Raw genomic sequence first — 18,069 nt, 5'->3', positions numbered from 1 at the left:
AAACCGAAGCCCAGCTTAGCGGCTGGCGACTTGCGCCGCCAGCACCTGCATGTTCAGCAGAGGGCCGTTCAGCCCTGCGGCAGTTCCAGAGTGCCGTTCGGGCTCAGTTTGTCGATGAGCTGGGGCAGATGCTGGGAGAGCAGATCGCCCAGGGTTTCAGTGGGGATGCCCACCGCGCTGCCGATGCTGGCCAGACGGTCCGCGCCAATGGCCTCAATGATCTGCTGGGCCGAGACATCCAGATTGGCCCCGCTGGAGAGCCAGCTGGCGACCTGATCGCCAAGCCCGTTATTCTGCAATGCGCCCAGCAAACCTTCCAGATTGCCGAACTCCGTCTTGGCCAGTGCGTTGTTCACCATGCCGGGCAGGGCATCGCCCAGGCCACCGCTCAGGGCGGTGTTGAGGAGGCCGCTCATCATGTCGGAGCCGCCGGCCTTGCCCAGTAGGCCGCCAAGCGCCCCGCCCATCATCTGGTCGAACAGTCCCATAGTCTTTCCCTTTGCCGGAGCCTGCGTGGGATGCAAGGCCGAATCGCGGCTGATTGTACATGGTGGTGCGCCTGCGGATATTGGCCGGACGGTTAGCGAAGGTGCCGTAGGGGCGCTGTAGAGGGGCTCTGAATGGCGTCATTCCCTCATCTGCGGGGTTTTCCCCTGCGGCCCCACGCCGCTGGTGGTGTTTCTGCCCTTTGCTTTGGAGCGCTTACAGGGTAACGGCTACGACATGATCTCGGTTCCCCTTTTCATAGCCTTCGCGGCCATGACGGCGCTGGCCGTTCTGGTTGTGCTGTGGCCTCTGGCGCGTATGCGCACGCTGAAAAGCGAGCATGACGCGGATCTCGCCGTCTATCGTGACCAGCTTGCGGAAATTGACCGCGACCGTGACAGCGGACGCCTGCCATCGGCCGAAGCCGAAGCCGCCCGCACGGAAGTGGCCCGCCGGCTGATCGCCGCAGACAAGGCGCAGGATGCGCAGGACACCGCCGGTGAGCGCCAGCGTCTGTTACGCCGGCGCATGGCGGCCGTGATGGCCCTTATCGTGGTGCCGCTTCTGGGGGCCGGGGTTTATGGCTGGCTTGGTGCGCCGCAGATTCCGGGCGCTCCGCTGGCGGCTCGCCTTGCCGCGCCGCCAAACCGTGAAGATGTCGCCATTCTGGTGCGCAAGGTGGAGGAACATCTGGCCGCCAACCCGCAGGATGGGCAGGGCTATGCCATTCTCGCGCCCATTTATCTGCGTATGCAGCGCCCGCAGGATGCGGCCAAGGCTTATATTCAGGTCATCCGCCTGCTGGGGCCAACGGCAGAGCGTTATGCGGCGCTGGGTGAGGCCATGGTGATGGCGGAAGATGGCGTCGTTTCCGGGCAGGCCGTGAAGGCCTTCGAGGAAGCCGTGAAGCTGGACCCGACCGAAGAACGCGCGAACTATTTTCTGGGTGCTGCCGCCGAGCAGGATGGGCAGCCGGCCAAGGCGCTGGCCATCTGGCAGGCCATGGAAAAGCGGGCTGCACCGGAAGCCCCGTATCTGCCCATGTTGCGCCGCGCCATGGCGCGGGCTCAGGCCATGCAGGCGCAAGCGGGTGCGCCGGTGGCAGGCGGCCCTGCAATGCCGGGGCCTTCGGCTGAGGATGTGGCGAATGCGGCGCAGATGTCTGCACAGGATAGAAGCGCCATGATCGAGGGCATGGTCTCCCGCCTTGAGGACCGCCTGAATGAAGAGCCGAATGATCTGAATGGCTGGCTGCGTCTGGCGCGGGCCTTTACAGTCATGGGGCAGAAGGACAAGGCGTCTGGCGCGCTGGAAAAGGCCCGCACCGTGTTCGCCGGAGACCCGCAGGCGCTGGAGCGTATTGGGCTGGCTGCGCGCGATCTCGCACTGGAAGGGAATGAACCATGACACGCAAGGGCCGTCGCCTTGTGCTGATTTCCGCGGGGCTGTGTGTGTTGGCGCTGGCCGCCGGGCTCATTCTTTCGGCATTGAGTGATACCATCGTCTTCTTTCGCACGCCCACAGAGGTGGCGGAGCGACAGGTGGTCCCCGGCGAGCGGGTACGCCTTGGCGGGCTGGTGGAAACCGGCTCCGTCGTCAAGGCGGGCACCACCACCACCTTTGCGGTGACGGATGGCAACGCCACGGTGAAGGTGTCCTATACGGGCATTCTGCCGGATCTGTTCCGCGAGGGGCAGGGCGTGGTGACGGAAGGCGCGCTTGCGACCGACGGCGTGTTCATGGCGGATAGCGTGCTGGCCAAGCACGATGAACGTTATATGCCGCGCGAGGTGGCTGATGCCCTGAAGAAGCAGGGCCTGTGGCAGCATGAGGGCGGAGAGGGCAGACCCGCGCCCGGAGCTGCCTCTCCGGCCAGCCCCATGACGGTTTCTCCGGCTTCAGGGAGCTGATGGCGTGATTGCGGAACTGGGCCAATATGCGCTGGCACTTGCCTTTGCGCTTTCCATTCTTCAGGTGATCCTTCCGGCATGGGGCGCGGGGCGGGGAGATGCGGTGCTGATGGGCACGGCAGGGCCGCTTTCCGTCGGCTTCTTCGCCTTCATCACCTTTGCTTTCGGGGCGCTGATCCAGCTCTATCTCACCTCCGATTTTACGGTGGTGAATGTGGTGGAGAACAGCCATTCGCGGATGCCGCTGATCTACAAGATCACCAGCACATGGGGGAACCATGAGGGCTCCATGGTGCTGTGGGTGTTTGTGCTGGGGTTGTTCGGTGCGCTGGTGGGGGTGTTCGGCACCAATCTGCCAGACCGTCTGAAAGCCTATGTGCTGGCGGTTCAGGGCAGCATTGCCGCGGCTTTCCTCTCCTTTATCCTTTTCACGTCCAACCCATTCCTGCGCATGGTTCCGCCGCCGGCTGAGGGGCACGATCTCAACCCCATCTTGCAGGACCCCGGCCTCGCCATTCATCCCCCGCTTCTCTATCTGGGCTATGTGGGGCTTTCCATTTCTTTCGCCTTCGCCATTGCGGCGCTGATTGAAGGGCGGATTGATGCGGCCTGGGCGCGCTGGGTGCGGCCCTGGACACTGGCGGCCTGGGTGTTTCTGACTCTCGGCATCGCCATGGGTTCCTACTGGGCTTATTACGAGCTGGGCTGGGGCGGCTTCTGGTTCTGGGACCCGGTGGAAAATGCCTCTTTGATGCCATGGCTGGCCGCCACCGCGCTGTTGCACTCCGCCGTGGTGATGGAGAAGCGCGATGCTCTGAAGGTGTGGACCATCTTCCTCGCCATCCTCGCCTTTTCACTGTCGCTGCTGGGCACATTTCTGGTGCGCTCGGGCGTGCTGACATCCGTGCATGCCTTTGCGACGGATCCGACGCGCGGTGTGTTCATTCTGGCCATTCTGGTGTTCTTCATCGCAGGTGCGCTGGCCCTGTTCGCGCTGCGGGCTTCCGAATTGCGCAAGGGCGGGTTGTTCGCGCCCGTTTCGCGCGAAGGCGGGCTGGTGCTGAACAATCTGCTCCTCACGGCCGCGACCACGGCGGTGCTGGTGGGCACGCTCTATCCGCTGGCGCTGGAAGCGCTGACTGGGGCGAAGATCACGGTGGGCCCCCCCTACTTCAACCTCACCTTTGGCGGGTTGATGTTACCGCTGATGTTCGCCATGCCTTTTGGTGCGCTTCTCGCCTGGAAACGCGGTGATCTGCTGGGGGTGGCGCAGCGCCTGGTCTGGGCGCTGGGACTGGCTGTTGTCGTTGCCGTGGTGACTGCGGCGGCTACGACGGGCGGGCCAGTGTTGGCACCCGTGGCCGTGGGGCTTGCGGCCTTCGTGATGCTGGGCGCAGTGACGGATATTGCCGAGCGCGCCGGCATGGGGCGGGTGCCGCTGCGGGCCGTTTATGCGCGCCTCAGGGGGCTGCCACGTTCGGCCTATGGCACGGCGCTGGCGCATTTCGGCATGGGTGTCACCCTTCTGGGTATTGTCACGGCCTCCACCTGGGGGCTGGAGACTATTGCCGCAATGAAGCCGGGTGATACCATCAGTGTGGGCTCGCGCACCCTGACGCTGGAGCGGCAGGAAGACAGGGCCGGCGCAAATTTCGATGCCCGTGTGGCGATCTTCACCGTGGTGAATGATGGCAAGCCCGAAGGCACGATTGAGGCCGCGCGTCGCCTGTTCACAGCCCGCCAGATGGCGACGGCGGAGGCGGGTATCCGCACCTTCGGCCTGAGCCAGCTTTATGTGAGCGTGAGTGATGAGGAAATGGAGGGTGGCGCGGTTTCCGTGCGCGCGGCCTACAAGCCTCAGGTCACGCTCATCTGGTGGGGCGCGGTGGTGATGTCCATTGGTGGCATTCTGTCTCTGGCGGACCGGCGGTTGCGCATTGGCGCGCCCAAGCCTGCGCGGCGGCGGGTTGCAGCCGTACCGGCGGAGTAGGCCATGAGCGTATCAGGACGGGAGCATGGACACTTGAAACGCGGGATCTTGCGCCAGTTTCTGGCCGCCTCGGCCCTTGGCCTGTCCCTGGCCGGGGCACCTGGTGCCGCCAGTGTGGCGCTGGCTGTGCAGGCGGATGAGGTTCTGAAAGATCCGGCTCTGGAAAAGCGCGCTCGGGAGATTTCGGGCGAGTTGCGGTGCCTTGTCTGTCAGAACCAGTCCATTGATGATTCCGATGCGCCACTGGCCCGTGATCTGCGCCTGCTGGTGCGTGAGCGCCTGCAAGCCGGCGATAGCAATGGACAGGTGATGGATTACATGGTCCAGCGCTATGGCGAGTTCGTTTTGCTGCGTCCGCGCATGTCCTTGCAGAATGCCTTGTTGTGGGTTGCCCCTCTGCTGGTGTTGGTGCTGGGCGCGCTTTCCTTGCTGGTGTTTGCACGTCGCCGGAATGAAGCTGCTGGCGCTCAGCCTCTTTCTGCTGAAGAGGAAGCCCAGCTCAAGCAATTGCTGAAGGAAGAGCCGGGGCGTCACGCATCGCGTCGCTCAGCCCATTAGGGCCGTTGCCGGTTGTCCACATTACAGAAGCTTAATCTGGCCGCCAGACGGCTGTAAGAATTCTCCCGTTAGTGTCTCTCATGAAATGTCGGCAGCCGGGGCGTTTGCGCGATGCAGCGCTTGCGCCCGGCCCATGAGAGAGATGCGAGAGACATGAACCGTTCTGAAAAAGCCCTTGCAACCAAGACCTCTCCCGCCACGCGCCGCCGTCGCAATGTGCTGATGGCTGGTGTCGTGGGCTTTGCAATGGCGGGCGTGATGGCCGGTGTGCTGACCCCGGTGACGACCACCCCCGCTTTCGCGCAGATCACCACCAATGAGCCGGCCGATACCTTTTCCTTCGCGGATATTGTGGAGAAGGTTTCTCCCGCCGTGGTTTCGGTGAAGGTCAAGAAGGATATGGGTGAAACCGAAGGCGCCGGCCCCATGGGGGGCTTTGGCGGCCACGTGCCCCCGCAGATCGAAGAGTTCATGAAGCGCTTCGGCTTTGGGGAAGGGCCGGGCCCCATGGGGCCGCGCGGACCGCGTGGTCTGCGGGGCGCACGCCCGGTGGTGGGGCAGGGCTCTGGATTCTTCATCTCTGAAGATGGTTATGTCGTCACCAATAATCATGTGGTTGACGGGGCCGCCGAGGTGGATGTGACCACCACGGATGGCAAGGAATACAAGGCCAAGGTTATCGGCACTGATCCGCGTACGGATATTGCCCTGCTGAAGATTGACAATGTTTCCGGCCTGCCATGGGTGAAGCTGGCCCCCGCCGCCCCGCGTGTGGGAGACTGGGTGATCGCCGTAGGTAACCCCTTCGGCCTTGGTGGAACGGTGACGGCGGGCATCGTCTCGGCGCGGGGTCGTGATATTGGCTCTGGCCCCTATGATGATTTCCTTCAGATTGATGCGCCCATCAATCGCGGCAATTCGGGTGGCCCCACCTTCAGCCTGAATGGTGAAGTCATTGGTGTGAACACCGCCATTGTTTCACCCTCGGGTGGCAATGTGGGCATTGCCTTCGCCATTCCTTCCGAAACCGTTCAGGCGGTGGTGGATCAGCTCCGCGCGCATGGCACGGTGGCGCGCGGCTATATTGGTGTGCAGATCCAGCCCGTGACGGAAGAGCTGGCCTCCGGCCTTGGTCTCAAACAGGCGGAAGGCGCGCTTGTGGCGCAGGTTCAGTCTGGCACTCCAGGTGCGAAGGCGGGCCTGAAGGCTGGGGATGTGATCGTCAAGGTCAATGGCAGCCCGATCAAGGATGCCCGTGAGCTGACCCGCACCATCGGCATGATGAAGCCGGGCGAGGTGGTGAAGCTGGATGTGCTGCGCAATGCCAAGCCTATTGAGGTTGCGGTGACGCTGGCCCAGTTGCCTGGCGATGTGAATGGCAAGGGTTCCGAGACGGAGGAAAACAGCGCCGACGCCAAGGGACTGCCGCGCCTTGGCCTGCAATTGGCTCCGGCCAGCAGTGTGGAAGGGGCTGGCGAGGAAGGTGTGGTCGTGACGGGCATGGACCCGCGTGGCCTTGCCGCCGAGCGTGGCTTGCGCACGGGTGATGTCATTCTGAAGGTGGGTGAGAAGCAGGTTTCCACCCCGCAGGATGTGCGCGCCGGCATGCTGGCGGCCAAGAATGGCCCCGAAAAGCGCAAGGCTGTGCTGATGCAGGTGAAGAGCAAGCAGGGTGTGCGCTTCGTGGCCATTCCGCTGACTGAGAAGGCTGGAAAGTAAGGCGCGCCAAGGGCGCAAGTCAGTCACCAGAGACTGGCCAGCAAAGGGGATATGTTTCTGCCTCGGGTTTTTTCCTGAGGCAGCGCCCCATCGGCGCCATTGCGGCGTCCCGCCCCACCCAGCCGCATGGTTCCGAGCGCGCGGGAAGCCACCGATTCCGGCTTCCCGCGCATTTTCATATGTCACCCTGCATTTGCTGCGGGTGCGTCGGCGGATGGACCGGCAGCTCATCTGGGATAGAGTGCAATGAATACGAATCTCGATCCGGATTGTTTCTCCCCCATGCGTATCCTCCTTGTCGAGGACGACCGCGAAGCTGCGGACTATTTGCGTAAGGCTTTTCGTGAAGCCGGCCATGTGGTGGACCATGCGGCCGATGGCGAAGAGGGGCTGACGCTCGCGCTTGATGGCAAATATGATGTGCTGGTTGTGGACCGCATGTTGCCCCTGCGTGATGGCTTGTCTCTGGTGGCTGAGCTGCGTGGGCGCGGTTATGCCACGCCGGTGCTTATTCTCTCGGCGCTGGGGCAGGTGGATGACCGGGTGCAGGGCTTGCGCGCGGGCGGCGATGATTATCTGCCCAAGCCCTATGCCTTTACCGAGCTTCTGGCCCGTGTGGAGGCGCTGGCCCGGCGTGGCGGGCCGCAGGCTTCTGATGCCGTCTACAAGGTGGGCGAACTGGAGCTGGACCGGTTGGCTCATAGGGTGAGCCGTGAGGGCAAGGAAATTGTGCTTCAGCCGCGCGAATTTCGCTTGCTGGAATTTCTTATGCGCCATGCCGGGCAGGTGGTGACACGCACCATGCTGCTGGAAAATGTGTGGGATTATCACTTTGATCCCCAGACCAATGTGATTGACGTGCATGTTTCCCGTCTGCGTGGAAAGGTGGACAAGGGCTTTGATGCACCCTTGATCCATACTGTGCGCGGCGCCGGCTACATGGTGCGGGCTGGCGGGCAGGGTTAGGCGATGGCGAATGCCGCCGGGAATGCGCCGGATGGAGCGCAATCAGATGAAACGCACAAGCTTGCCACCCGGCGGGCCGGGACCGGGGCCAGGGGTGGAGCAGGGCTTTCATCGCCCATGCTGCTTGTGCGCTATGCCTCGCGGCTGATCCGCACCACGGCCTTCAAGCTGCTGGCGGCCTATCTGGTGGTGTTCGCGCTGTTTGCAGTTTTCGTCATCAGCTACACGGCCTGGCACACCCGCGAATTGATCCAGAATCAGGTGGCGGATGATCTGAATGGCGAGGTGGGCTTTCTGGCCAGCCAGTATCGCCATGGTGGCATTCAGCGGCTTGTTTTTGTGATTGACCGTCGCTCGCGTCGACCGGGCTCTTCCATCTATATGCTCACCAATTTTCAGGGTGAGGTTCTGGCCGCGAATGTGGGGGATCTGTCCCTCGGACTTCTGGACAAGACGGGCACCAGCTTCACCTCATATCAGCGCGCGGATGATAATGGCGATGTGCGCAGCCATGTGGCCTTCGTGCAGGTCATGCTGTTGCCGGGTGGCTATCGGCTGCTTGTGGGGCGCGATATTGAAGAGCGCGACACCATGCGTGATCTGGTGGCGCGGCCAGCGCGATGGGCTGTCGTGATCCTGGTGGTTCTGGGGCTGGCAGGCAGCATCTTTGTGACCCGCCGGGTGATGAAACGCATTGATGCGATGACGGAAACCAGTGCCACCATCATGGCAGGGGATTTATCCGGCCGCCTTGCCGTGGATGGCACGGGTGATGAGTTTGACCGTCTCGCCCTTTCCCTGAACGCCATGCTCGACCGGATCGAGACATTGATGCAGGGGTTGAAGGAAGTTTCCGACAATATCGCGCATGATCTGAAAACCCCGCTGACGCGCCTGCGCAATGGCGCGGAAGAAGCACTGCGCACGGCGCATTCCGAGGAGGAATGGCGCACTGCGCTGGAAAGCACCATTGAGGAAAGTGACAGGCTGATTGGCACCTTCAATGCGCTTTTGCTGATTGCACGGGCAGAGGCCGGGCAGGCGCGCTCCATGATGAGCCATGTCGATCTGGCCAATATCACGGAAAATGTCTGGGAGCTGTATGAGCCGCTGGCCGATGAGCAGGGGGTGGAGCTGACGGTGGAGGCCGTGCCCGTCAGCGTGCATGGCGTGGGTGAGCTGCTGGCGCAAGCGCTCTCCAATCTGGTGGATAACGCAATCAAATATGGACGCTCGGCTGATGGCGCGCGCGGGCATATCGCCATCACCCTCACCCAACAGGGCCGGGAAGCCGTGCTGAGTGTGGCGGACCGCGGTCCCGGCATTTCTGCCGAAGACCGGGCGCGGGTGGTAGAGCGTTTTGTGCGATTGGAGGCCAGCCGCACATTGCCCGGCTCCGGCCTTGGCCTGTCTCTGGTGGCTGCCGTGGCCCATTTGCATGATGGCCGCATGGAACTGGCGGATAATGAACCAGGCCTGATTGTGCGTTTGCGGTTGCCGCTAAAACGTGGTGGCGTGGCTTGAAGGTGCGGGCAGGCTGGTCTCTACTGGGTGATGAGCTTCGGAAAACGGGAATCGTCTGTTTTCCGGTGGGGCTTTCATATGGAAACGCGGCTGGCCCCAGCGCTTCCATATGAAAAGAGCCGGCGTGCGAGGTGCATTTTAAGTTTTTCTGAAACATTGAAATGCTTTAGTGCTTGCAGCAGTTCAGGCTTCTTCACGGTCGGGCTGTGGCTGTTTGGTGCGCAATACTCTTTTTTGCCTGCAAAGCAGGCAGGCGCCTTCATCCACTGCACGGCTGCTGGAAAAGCGTTTTTCTTGCCTTCAGGGATAGTTCATGCCCGCATCTTCTTCCATTTCGATTGCAGACCAGATCCTCGCCGCCGGTATGCGGGAAGGGCCTGTCATCGAGAATGAGGAAGCGGCAAGCCTGCGGCTTGCCCAGTCTCTCGAAAGCCTGACGGCGGAAGAACGTGCCCGGCTTGAAGAGCTTTTCTCCGCTCATCCGCTCAGCCGGCAGGTGTGTCTGGGGGTGATGGAGGGTTCGTCCTTTCTGACAGACCTGGTTCGCGCCGAGCCGACGCGCCTGCTGCGTTGCCTCTCCAGTGCGCCGCGTGCTCATCTGGAAACGCTCATCACTGCATGCGCGTCCGTCGCGGCCAGCAGCACGCAGGAGCAGGAGGTGATGCGCGCCCTGCGGCGGATGCGTGCGGAAGCCGCGCTGCTGATTGCGCTTTCCGATATTGGCGGCGTGTTTGATCTGGTTCAGGTCACGGCCGGGTTGAGCGATCTGGCGGATGCCGCCGTGCGCGCGGCGCTGACCTTCCTGCTTTCCGATGCCGCCCGCGCTGGTCGCCTGCTGCCGCCGGACGCATCTGATCCGGTAACCGGCTGCGGGCTGGGCGTGATCGCCATGGGCAAGCATGGCGCGCGGGAGTTGAACTATTCCAGCGATATCGACCTGATTATCGTTTATGATCGGGATGTTGCTCCGCTGCGCGACGATGTGATGGCCTCACCCTTCTTCGTGAAGATCACTCAGGGCCTTGTTCGTATGCTTCAGGAACGCACGGGCGATGGCTATGTCTTGCGGGTGGATCTGCGTCTGCGGCCTGATCCGGGCTCTACGCAGGTTGCTCTCTCTCTGAATGCGGCGCTGGATTATTATGAGCGCGAGGGCGCTACATGGGAGCGCGCGGCCTATATCAAGGCGCGCCCTGTTGCTGGGGATCTGAAGGTCGGGCGCGAATATCTGGCAGAGCTTGCGCCCTTCGTGTGGCGACGCGTTCTGGATTTTCAGGCCATCTCCGATGTGCACGCCATGAAGCGTGAGATCCATGCCTTCCGTGGCCATGATGTGGTGGCGGTGGAAGGGCATAATGTGAAACTCGGCCGTGGCGGTATCCGCGAGATCGAGTTTTTTGTTCAGACTCAGCAGCTTATTGCCGGCGGTCGGGACCCGATGCTGCGCACGCCTCGTACGCTGGAGGCGCTGGAGGCGCTGACCTCGCATCGCTGGATTGCCCCGCAGGTGCGTGATGAGCTGACGCAGGCCTATCTTTTCCTGCGCCGGGTGGAACATCGCATCCAGATGCTGGCCGACGCCCAGACCCATGAGCTGCCGGAAGGTGCGGAAGCGATTGAAGCCTTCGCGCGCTTCATGGGTTATGAGACACGAGACAGTTTCGCCGCTGCACTGGTGGCGCATATGCGCCGTGTGCAGGGGCATTATGCCCAGCTTTTCGAGGATATGCCTTCAGCTTTGCCAGATGGCGGGCTGGTCTTTCCCGAGGAGGGGCACGATCGCCAGACCCTCGCGGCGCTGGCGCAGATGGGGTTCAAGGAACCCGGTGCGGCCAGCACGATCGTGCGGGGCTGGATGGGCGGCAACCATCGTGCGTTGAAGGGCGAAACGGCGCGCCTGCGTCTGGGCCATTTTGTGCCGCTGCTTCTGGAATCCCTCGCCCGTGGTGGCGACCCGGATGGCGCGCTGATCGCAGCGGACCGCTTCCTCACGGATCTTCCCGGCCCTAATCTTCTGGCTGCTCTGGAGCGCCACCCGGATGTGGTGCGTCTTCTGGCAACCATTCTCACGGCCGCCCCGCGGCTGGGGGAAACGCTGGCCCGCCAGCCTTCTCTGGCCGATGCCCTTTTGGACCCGGCCTTTTTCGATGTGCTGCCGGACGAGGAGGCACTGAAAACGCATCTCGATCATCTTCTGGATACAGCCGATACAGAAGAAGAGAAGTTCGACAGGGCGCGTCGCTTCCGGCAGGAGCAGCATGTGCTGATCGGCGTGCGCATCGCTTCCGGCACATTGCCCGCCGCGCGTGCAGGCGAGGCTTATGCGCGTCTGGCGGAGGTTATCATCTGCGCCCTGCACAAGCGTGTCTGGGCGCGTTTCCGGGAGAAGCACGGCACCATTGCCGGGGCAGCTACCGCCGTTCTGGCCATGGGTAAGCTGGGCGGGCGCGAAATGACCGCCGGCTCCGACCTCGATCTGATCGTGTTGTATGATTATGACGCGGATGCGGACCCGAATTCCGATGGCCCGCGCCCGCTGATCGGGGCGCAATATTTCGCCCGCTTCACCCAGCGTCTCATCAGCGCGCTGACAGCGCTGACCAATGCCGGAAAGCTGTATGAAGTGGATTTGAGGCTGCGTCCTTCCGGCCGTTCCGGTCCGCTGGCGACACGCCTTTCTGCCTTCTCAAACTATCAGAAGCAGGAAGCCTGGACCTGGGAGCATATGGCGCTGACGCGCGCGCGCGTGATTGCCGCCGATGGGAGTTTTCAGCAGCGGGTGGAGGCTGTCATCCATGAGGTGATGTCCCAGCCGCGAGACCCAGCTGTTCTGGCCGGGGATATTCTGGACATGCGTCGCGCCATCGCCGCCGAGAAGGGCGAGGATGACAAGTGGAACCTGAAGCATGCCGCCGGCGGACAGGTGGATGTGGAGTTCATCGCCCAATATCTGGTATTGGCCTATTCCTGCGAATATCCGGATCTGGTGAGCACCGCCACTGCCCGTGTTCTCTCGCAGGCTGGCAAGCTGGGCCTGCTGAATACGGAAGATGCGCATGTGCTGACCAGCGCTTGCCGGCTGTATCAGAACCTGACTGAAGTGCTCCGGCTGGCGGTGGATGCACATGTGGTGCCGGCCGATGCCAGCCCGGCCTTGCGGGCCTTGCTTGCGCGTGCCGGCGAAACGCCGAATTTCCAGAGCCTCAGTGCTCATTTGTTTGAGACACAGGCGCGTGTGCGGGAGCTTTTCACCCGTATTCTGGCGGACCATGCCAGATGAGGCGGGATGAGAAACGAGTGGCGGTAGAGGCGCAGTAGAAACAGGCCGTAGAGCTGCGGCCTGTTGACGTGCTTTACATGCTGGCTGCTGAGGGGCTGAAGCATTCGCCCTGTCCTTGATCTGCTATCAGCGGCAAAGCAGGGTGTAGACAGGGGCTGGCCCGCCTGAGGCTTAAGCCCTGTCGGGCTTATCAGGCATTGGCTGCTATTCTGGGAAGCTCATTGGGCTGGGGTGGTCGGCACTGCACGGGCAGGCGCACCACCACAGCCGTTCCAACCCCTTCTTCAGAGCGGATGCGCATGGTGCCACCATGCAGTTCCACCAGCGATTTGGCGATGGCAAGCCCAAGCCCGGAGCCCTTATGGGTTTTGGTGAACTGGCTCTCCACCTGCTCGAACGGCCGGCCCAGACGTGCCAGTGCATCGCGGGCGATGCCGATACCGCTGTCCACGATAGCGATCATGGCCGTGTCGCCCCGCATCCGCGCCTTCACTGTGATATTGCCACCCTCGGGCGTGAATTTCACGGCATTGGATAGAAGGTTCAGCAGAACCTGCTTCAGCGCTCGCTTGTCTCCATGAATATCCAGAGGCTCTTCCGGCTCCGTCGTCATGGAGATACTCTTCTCATTGGCGTTCACGGCGGTTACGCGCATAGCGTCTGCAATGATTTCGCCCAGAGCGATTTCTTCCACCTCAAGCTGTATCCGCCCGGCCTCGATCTTGGACATGTCGAGAATATCGTCGATAACATCGAGCAGATATTTACCGGAATCCTTGATATCGGAACAATATTCCGAATATTTCGGGGCCCCCAGCGGGCCAAACATGCCGCTTTCCATGATCTCGGAAAAACCGATGATCGCGTTAAGTGGTGTGCGCAGTTCATGGCTCATATTGGCCAAGAACTCACTCTTGGCACGGTTGGCGCTTTCGGCGCGGTTGCGCTCTTCAGAGTATTTTTGCGCCAGTTCCACCAGTTCCTGCGCATTCAGTTCCAAACTCTGCGCCTGATGCTTCAGCGTATCTTCCGAGTTTCGCAGATCGGAAATTAGCTTTTTCTGTCGCTCTTCATTGGCCTTGAGGCGTTCCTCATGGCGTTTCATGGTGGTGATGTCGGTGCCCACCGACACATAGCCGCCATCCTTGGTACGGCGCTCGGCAATCTTGAGCCAGCGGCCATTGGAAAGCTGAGCCTCGAAGGCGCGGGTGCCTTCTTCCGGCTTGTCTTCCGGGGGCAGGGGAGTGCGGGTCACCGGGTGGCGGCCGAGAGAGGCGATGGTATCGAAGGAGGTGCCGGCGCGGATGGCTTCATCGGGCAACTCATGCAGGGTCTGGAACTTGGAGTTGCAGAGCACGAGGCAGTTCTGATTATCCCACAACACGAAGGATTCCGAGATACTCTCAATGGCGTCGCGCAGGCGCATGTCTGCGGTCACGGTGCGCTCGGCCATATGCTGGGCCTCGGTCACATCCATGGCGATACCGATCAGGTGAGGGCCTTCCTCGCCTGCCTGCTGCACCACTTCCGCGCGCATGCGCAGCCACACATAGTGGCCCTTGGCGGTTTGCATACGGAAAACGCGATCCACGGAAGAACCGGGGCGGTCGGCCAGTTCCTGCGCCAGTTCATACAGGTCGCCATCATCGGGATGCACGAGCTTGCGGATCTCGCCGAAGGAAATCAGCTCATCCTTCCGCTCCAGCCCGAGAATTTCATACATGGTGTCAGACCAGTACATGCGCCCACGCGCCATGTCCCAATCCCACATGCCGCAGCGGCCGCGGTTGAGCGCAGTGTGGATGCGCCGCTGTACGGTGTCGTAGATATGGTCCGCCTCGCGGGCACGGCGTGCCTGCCAGTGGAAGGAAAAGCCGAGAATGAGAAGCACCGCGCCCGTGGTGGTGAACAGCGTGACTGTAAGGGCCGTGGTGTCGGACCAGGTGGAGAGCGCACGCTCCGTCGGCTGGAGGTAGACAAGCTGCCCCAGAGGGCCGCGCAGATTGTGCACGGTGGCCAGCATGCTTTGCCCGGCCACGGGCACTTCGAGCACGCCGGCATGTTCGGCAAACACCACGAGGGGCTGTGCCGGGTCAATCAGCTGAGACAGGGCCTGCGGCGCCTTGAGGGTACGGGGGGCCGTGGCGATGATGCTTCCGGTGCTGTCCGTGACATAAACGCGCCGGCCCTGCTCCGTTGCGCGCGGAGGCAGGGCGGCGAGAAGAGCATCTTCCACGCCTTCAAGGCTTGCACCCATGCGCTGGGCCAGCCCTTCGCTGGTGGCCAGAGCCAGCAGCGAAAGGTCATCCTTCGCATTGTCCAGAACTGTGATGCGTTGCGTGTGCACCTGCACCAGTGCACCCACCCCGATCACCACCAGAAAGGTGACGATGAGTGCAGGTACAATGCGACGCAGAATGGGTTCTGCATCGAGCAAACGCTGATACGCAGGGCGCGCGATCGACCGCGCCAGGCCACGTATGGCCGGGTCGCGCGCGCCGGCGCTCGCCGCGTTGGCGCGTGCCATCGCCGGTCTCCTCAGGGTCCTTCGGGGGTCTGGAACGGCCTAAGTTCTTCGCCCCCACGTCCACGATCTGGAGGGACGTGCCGCATCTCTCCGAATCGGGTCCATTGGAATCGAATCGGGGGTGATTTGTCCAGCGTGGCGGGGGTGTCAAGGCACGTAATTTTTCGGCTGATTCCCCGCAAGTCCGCGGCAGCAATGGAAAGTCGGTTAACCATATTCTGCATTGCTTGTGGAAGAGGGGGATAATTGTCAAAATTGTGATTTGAAGCGGATTTGCAGGCCGCTCCCTTCAAATTTGAGAGGCATGCGGCGGGCTTAAAGTAGCCGGCTCATCATATTGGGCCGTCACCATGCCCGAAGGCTTGCTCTGAATCAGAATGGCCCAGTGTCCGGGTGGGACACTGGGCCATGTTTTGAGGCTGGGCAATTCAGGCGAGGGAGCGTGTGGCGATATCAGCCACATCCACGGAAAGGCCCTGGGTTTCTGCTACCCGGCGCAAGGCGCTTTCGGCTGCGGCGCGCCGCACGGGTTCCAGCTGACGCCAACTGCGGAAGGAGGACAGCAGGCGGGAGGCGACCTGTGGGTTCTTGCCATCCAGCTTCAGCACCACATCGGCTACGAAGTCATATCCGGCGCCGTCGGCACGGTTGAACTGGGTGGGGTTGCCATGGGCAAAGACCCCGACAAGCGCCCGCACGCGGTTGGGGTTGGCCAGCGAGAAGGCGGTGTGCGTCATCAGCCCCTTCACCCGGTCCAGCGTATCGGGTGCGGCAATCTGGGCCTGAAGCATCAGCCACTTGTCAATCACCAGAGGATCATTCTGGAACTGGTTGTAGAAGGCATTGAGAGCCTGCTCACGCTCAGGCACATCGTGCCGGCTCAACGTGGCGAGAGCAGCAAAGCGCTCTGTCATATTGTCTGCCACATTAAACTGTGTCAGGGCCCGCGCAATGCCATCCGCAGTAGCTGTCGTGGCCAGATAATCCAGCGCCAGATTGCGCAGGGCGCGCCGGCCGGCAGAGGCCGCATCCGCCTTGAAGCCGCCTTCCGGGGCGAGGTCTTGATAAAGGGTGGTGAACTCGGCCTGAAGGGTCGTGCCGAGTGCTTCGTGCAAGGTCTTGCGGGCGGTGTGGATTGCATCAGGGTCCACATTCTGCCCCAGTTCGCGGGCCACTTCCTGCTCGCCGGGCAGGGAGAGGGTCTGTGCCTTGAAGGCCGGGTCCAGAGCCTTGTCCTGCAGCAGGCGGTGGGCGGCGCTGGAGAGGGCGTCCACATGCAGTTCGCGGCCCTCGCGCGCGGCGGCCTTCAGCATGTCCAGCGCAATGCCCTGGAAGGCGTCAAAGCGGTTGAACGGATCACTGTCCGAGGTTGCCAGCAGCACCCGATCCTTCTGGGTGAGGTCGCTCACCACATTGACCGGCGCGGAGAAGCCGCGATTGAGCGAGGGAACCGGCGCGGCATCCAGCCCGGTAAACAGGAAGCTCTGCTGCGCCTGATTGATTTCCACCACGCCATTTTCCACGGGCTGGTTACCCAGCATCAGCGGCATGTCGGCACCATTCGGGCCAACAAGCCCTAGCGCCAGCGGAATGACCATGGGTTGCTTGTCGCTCTGGCCGGGGGTGGGGGGCACGGTTTGGGTCACATCCAGCCGGTAGGTGCCAGCGGAGGCATCATAGGTGCCGGAAACCTTGAGCTGGGGCGTGCCGGCCTGCTCGTACCACAGGGCGAACTGGGAGAGATTGCGCCCGGTGGCTTCGGCGAAGGAGGAGAGGAAATCCTCAATCGTGGCGGCTTCGCCATCATGATTCTGGAAATACAGATCCATGCCGGCGCGGAAGCCGCGCTCGCCCAGAAGGGTTTTGAGCATGCGCACCAGCTCGGCCCCCTTCTGATAGACCGTGGCCGTGTAGAAATTGTTGATCTCGCGATAGGCGTTCGGGCGCACCGGGTGGGCGAGGGGGCCGCCATCCTCGGTGAACTGGGCGGCCTTCAGAACGCGGACATCTGAAATGCGCTTCACCGGGCGTGAGCGCGCATCCGCCGAGAATTCCTGGTCGCGATAGACGGTGAGCCCTTCCTTCAGGCACAACTGGAACCAGTCGCGGCAGGTGATGCGATTGCCGGTCCAGTTATGGAAATATTCGTGGGCGATTACGCCCTCAATGCCGGCATAATCACCATCTGTCGCGGTCTGCGGGCTGGCGAGAACATATTTGTCATTGAAGACATTCAGCCCCTTGTTCTCCATCGCGCCCATGTTGAAATCCGACACGGCGACGATGTTGAACACGTCGAGATCATATTCACGGCCGAACTTTTCCTCGTCCCAGCGCATGGAGCGCTTGAGCGAATCCATCGCATAGCCGGCCAGTTTCTCCTTGCCCTGCTCCACATAGATGCCAAGTTCCACCGGCTTGCCGGAAGCAGTGACGAAATGGTCGGCTACCTTGGCCAGCTTGCCGCCCACAAGCGCGAACAGATAAGAGGGCTTCGGCCACGGATCATGCCACACCGCATAATGACGGCCGGGCTTGTCCTCCACCGGGCCGCTCTTTTCGAGGTTGCCATTGGAAAGAAGCACGGGCGCCTCTTCCTTATCGGCCTCGATGCGGGTGGTGTAGACGGACAGGACATCCGGCCGATCCGGGAAATAGGTGATGCGGCGGAAGCCTTCCGGCTCGCACTGGGTGCAGTAATTGCCGGATGAGCGGTAAAGGCCCATGAGCTGGGTATTGGCCGTGGGGTCTAGCAGCGTTTCGATTTCCAGCGCGAAGTCGTCTGCCGGCGGGTTGGGCAGGGTCAGCCTGTCAGGTGTGGCGCTGTAGCTGGAACCGGCCAGAGGCGTGCCGTCAATGGTGAGGCGCACCAGCGTCAGGCCATCACCTTCCAGCACCACCGGCGCACCGACCGTTCCCTTCGGGTTGCGCTTCAATGCGAGGCGGGCTGTGACACGGGTCTGGGTAGGGTGCAGCGACACATCGAGATGAACCGTCTCCACCAGCCATTCGGGCGGGCGATAATCGGCAAGGCGGATAAGCTGGGTCTCGGTGTCGTGCGACATGAAAGAACTCCTGACGGTACCATATGGCGGGAAAGGACTCAGGG

The 18,069-nt window shown here is 62.2% G+C and carries 12 protein-coding genes; 8 read left to right on the top strand and 4 right to left on the bottom strand.

The features are described from left to right. Positions 1-68: 68 nt before the first annotated feature. Complete coding sequence (locus ACT6QH_RS12675; RefSeq protein WP_444975184.1) at positions 69-524, bottom strand: YidB family protein; 456 nt, start codon at positions 522-524, stop codon at positions 69-71. 199 nt (positions 525-723) lie between these two features. Between ACT6QH_RS12675 and ccmI the strand changes: the two genes are divergently transcribed. The 7 genes from ccmI to ACT6QH_RS12640 all read left to right on the top strand — a co-directional run bounded on the left by ccmI (position 724) and on the right by ACT6QH_RS12640 (position 9,153). Continuing rightward, complete coding sequence (ccmI, locus tag ACT6QH_RS12670; protein ID WP_444975183.1) at positions 724-1,893, top strand: c-type cytochrome biogenesis protein CcmI; 1,170 nt, start codon at positions 724-726, stop codon at positions 1,891-1,893. Next, positions 1,890-2,396: a cytochrome c maturation protein CcmE gene (ccmE, locus tag ACT6QH_RS12665; RefSeq protein ID WP_444975182.1), complete on the top strand. Its 507-nt coding sequence runs from the start codon at positions 1,890-1,892 to the stop codon at positions 2,394-2,396. The genes ccmI and ccmE overlap by 4 nt, the downstream gene beginning before the upstream one ends. A gap of 4 nt (positions 2,397-2,400) precedes the next feature. Further along, positions 2,401-4,386 (top strand): heme lyase CcmF/NrfE family subunit, encoded by a 1,986-nt coding sequence (locus ACT6QH_RS12660; protein WP_444975181.1) that lies wholly within the window; start codon positions 2,401-2,403, stop codon positions 4,384-4,386. 60 nt (positions 4,387-4,446) lie between these two features. Then, on the top strand, positions 4,447-4,944 hold the full coding sequence (locus ACT6QH_RS12655; protein ID WP_444975356.1) for a cytochrome c-type biogenesis protein: 498 nt from the start codon (positions 4,447-4,449) through the stop codon (positions 4,942-4,944). 153 nt (positions 4,945-5,097) lie between these two features. Next, positions 5,098-6,663 carry a Do family serine endopeptidase gene (locus ACT6QH_RS12650; protein WP_444975180.1) on the top strand — a complete coding sequence of 522 codons (1,566 nt, stop codon included), beginning with the start codon at positions 5,098-5,100 and terminating at the stop codon, positions 6,661-6,663. A gap of 246 nt (positions 6,664-6,909) precedes the next feature. Next, positions 6,910-7,629 carry a response regulator transcription factor gene (locus ACT6QH_RS12645; protein WP_444975179.1) on the top strand — a complete coding sequence of 240 codons (720 nt, stop codon included), beginning with the start codon at positions 6,910-6,912 and terminating at the stop codon, positions 7,627-7,629. Between the two features lie 117 nt (positions 7,630-7,746). Continuing rightward, a complete protein-coding gene (locus ACT6QH_RS12640) occupies positions 7,747-9,153 on the top strand; it encodes a sensor histidine kinase (protein WP_444975355.1) in 1,407 nt (468 codons plus the stop codon). A 74-nt stretch (positions 9,154-9,227) separates the two neighbouring features. On the opposite strand, the gene ACT6QH_RS12635 is transcribed toward ACT6QH_RS12640, so the two are convergent. Then, positions 9,228-9,416 (bottom strand): hypothetical protein, encoded by a 189-nt coding sequence (locus tag ACT6QH_RS12635; RefSeq protein WP_444975178.1) that lies wholly within the window; start codon positions 9,414-9,416, stop codon positions 9,228-9,230. A 50-nt stretch (positions 9,417-9,466) separates the two neighbouring features. Between ACT6QH_RS12635 and ACT6QH_RS12630 the strand changes: the two genes are divergently transcribed. Next, entirely contained in the window at positions 9,467-12,433 is a 2,967-nt protein-coding gene (locus tag ACT6QH_RS12630; RefSeq protein WP_444975177.1) for a bifunctional [glutamine synthetase] adenylyltransferase/[glutamine synthetase]-adenylyl-L-tyrosine phosphorylase, read from the top strand. A 190-nt stretch (positions 12,434-12,623) separates the two neighbouring features. Here the strand turns inward: ACT6QH_RS12630 and ACT6QH_RS12625 are convergent, their stop codons facing one another. Next, positions 12,624-14,960, bottom strand: a complete 2,337-nt coding sequence (locus ACT6QH_RS12625; RefSeq protein WP_444975176.1) for a PAS domain-containing sensor histidine kinase — start codon at positions 14,958-14,960, stop codon at positions 12,624-12,626. Positions 14,961-15,388: 428 nt separating this feature from the next. Next, the gene (pepN, locus tag ACT6QH_RS12620) at positions 15,389-18,025 is read right to left on the bottom strand and encodes an aminopeptidase N (RefSeq protein WP_444975175.1); all 2,637 of its coding nucleotides are present in this window, start codon (positions 18,023-18,025) and stop codon (positions 15,389-15,391) included. Between the last annotated feature and the right edge of the window lie 44 nt (positions 18,026-18,069).

This window comes from Haloleucobacter albus, assembly GCF_052492075.1.
The sequence above is the reverse complement of the archived record's forward strand: the minus strand, read 5'-3'. Positions and strand labels throughout refer to the sequence as shown.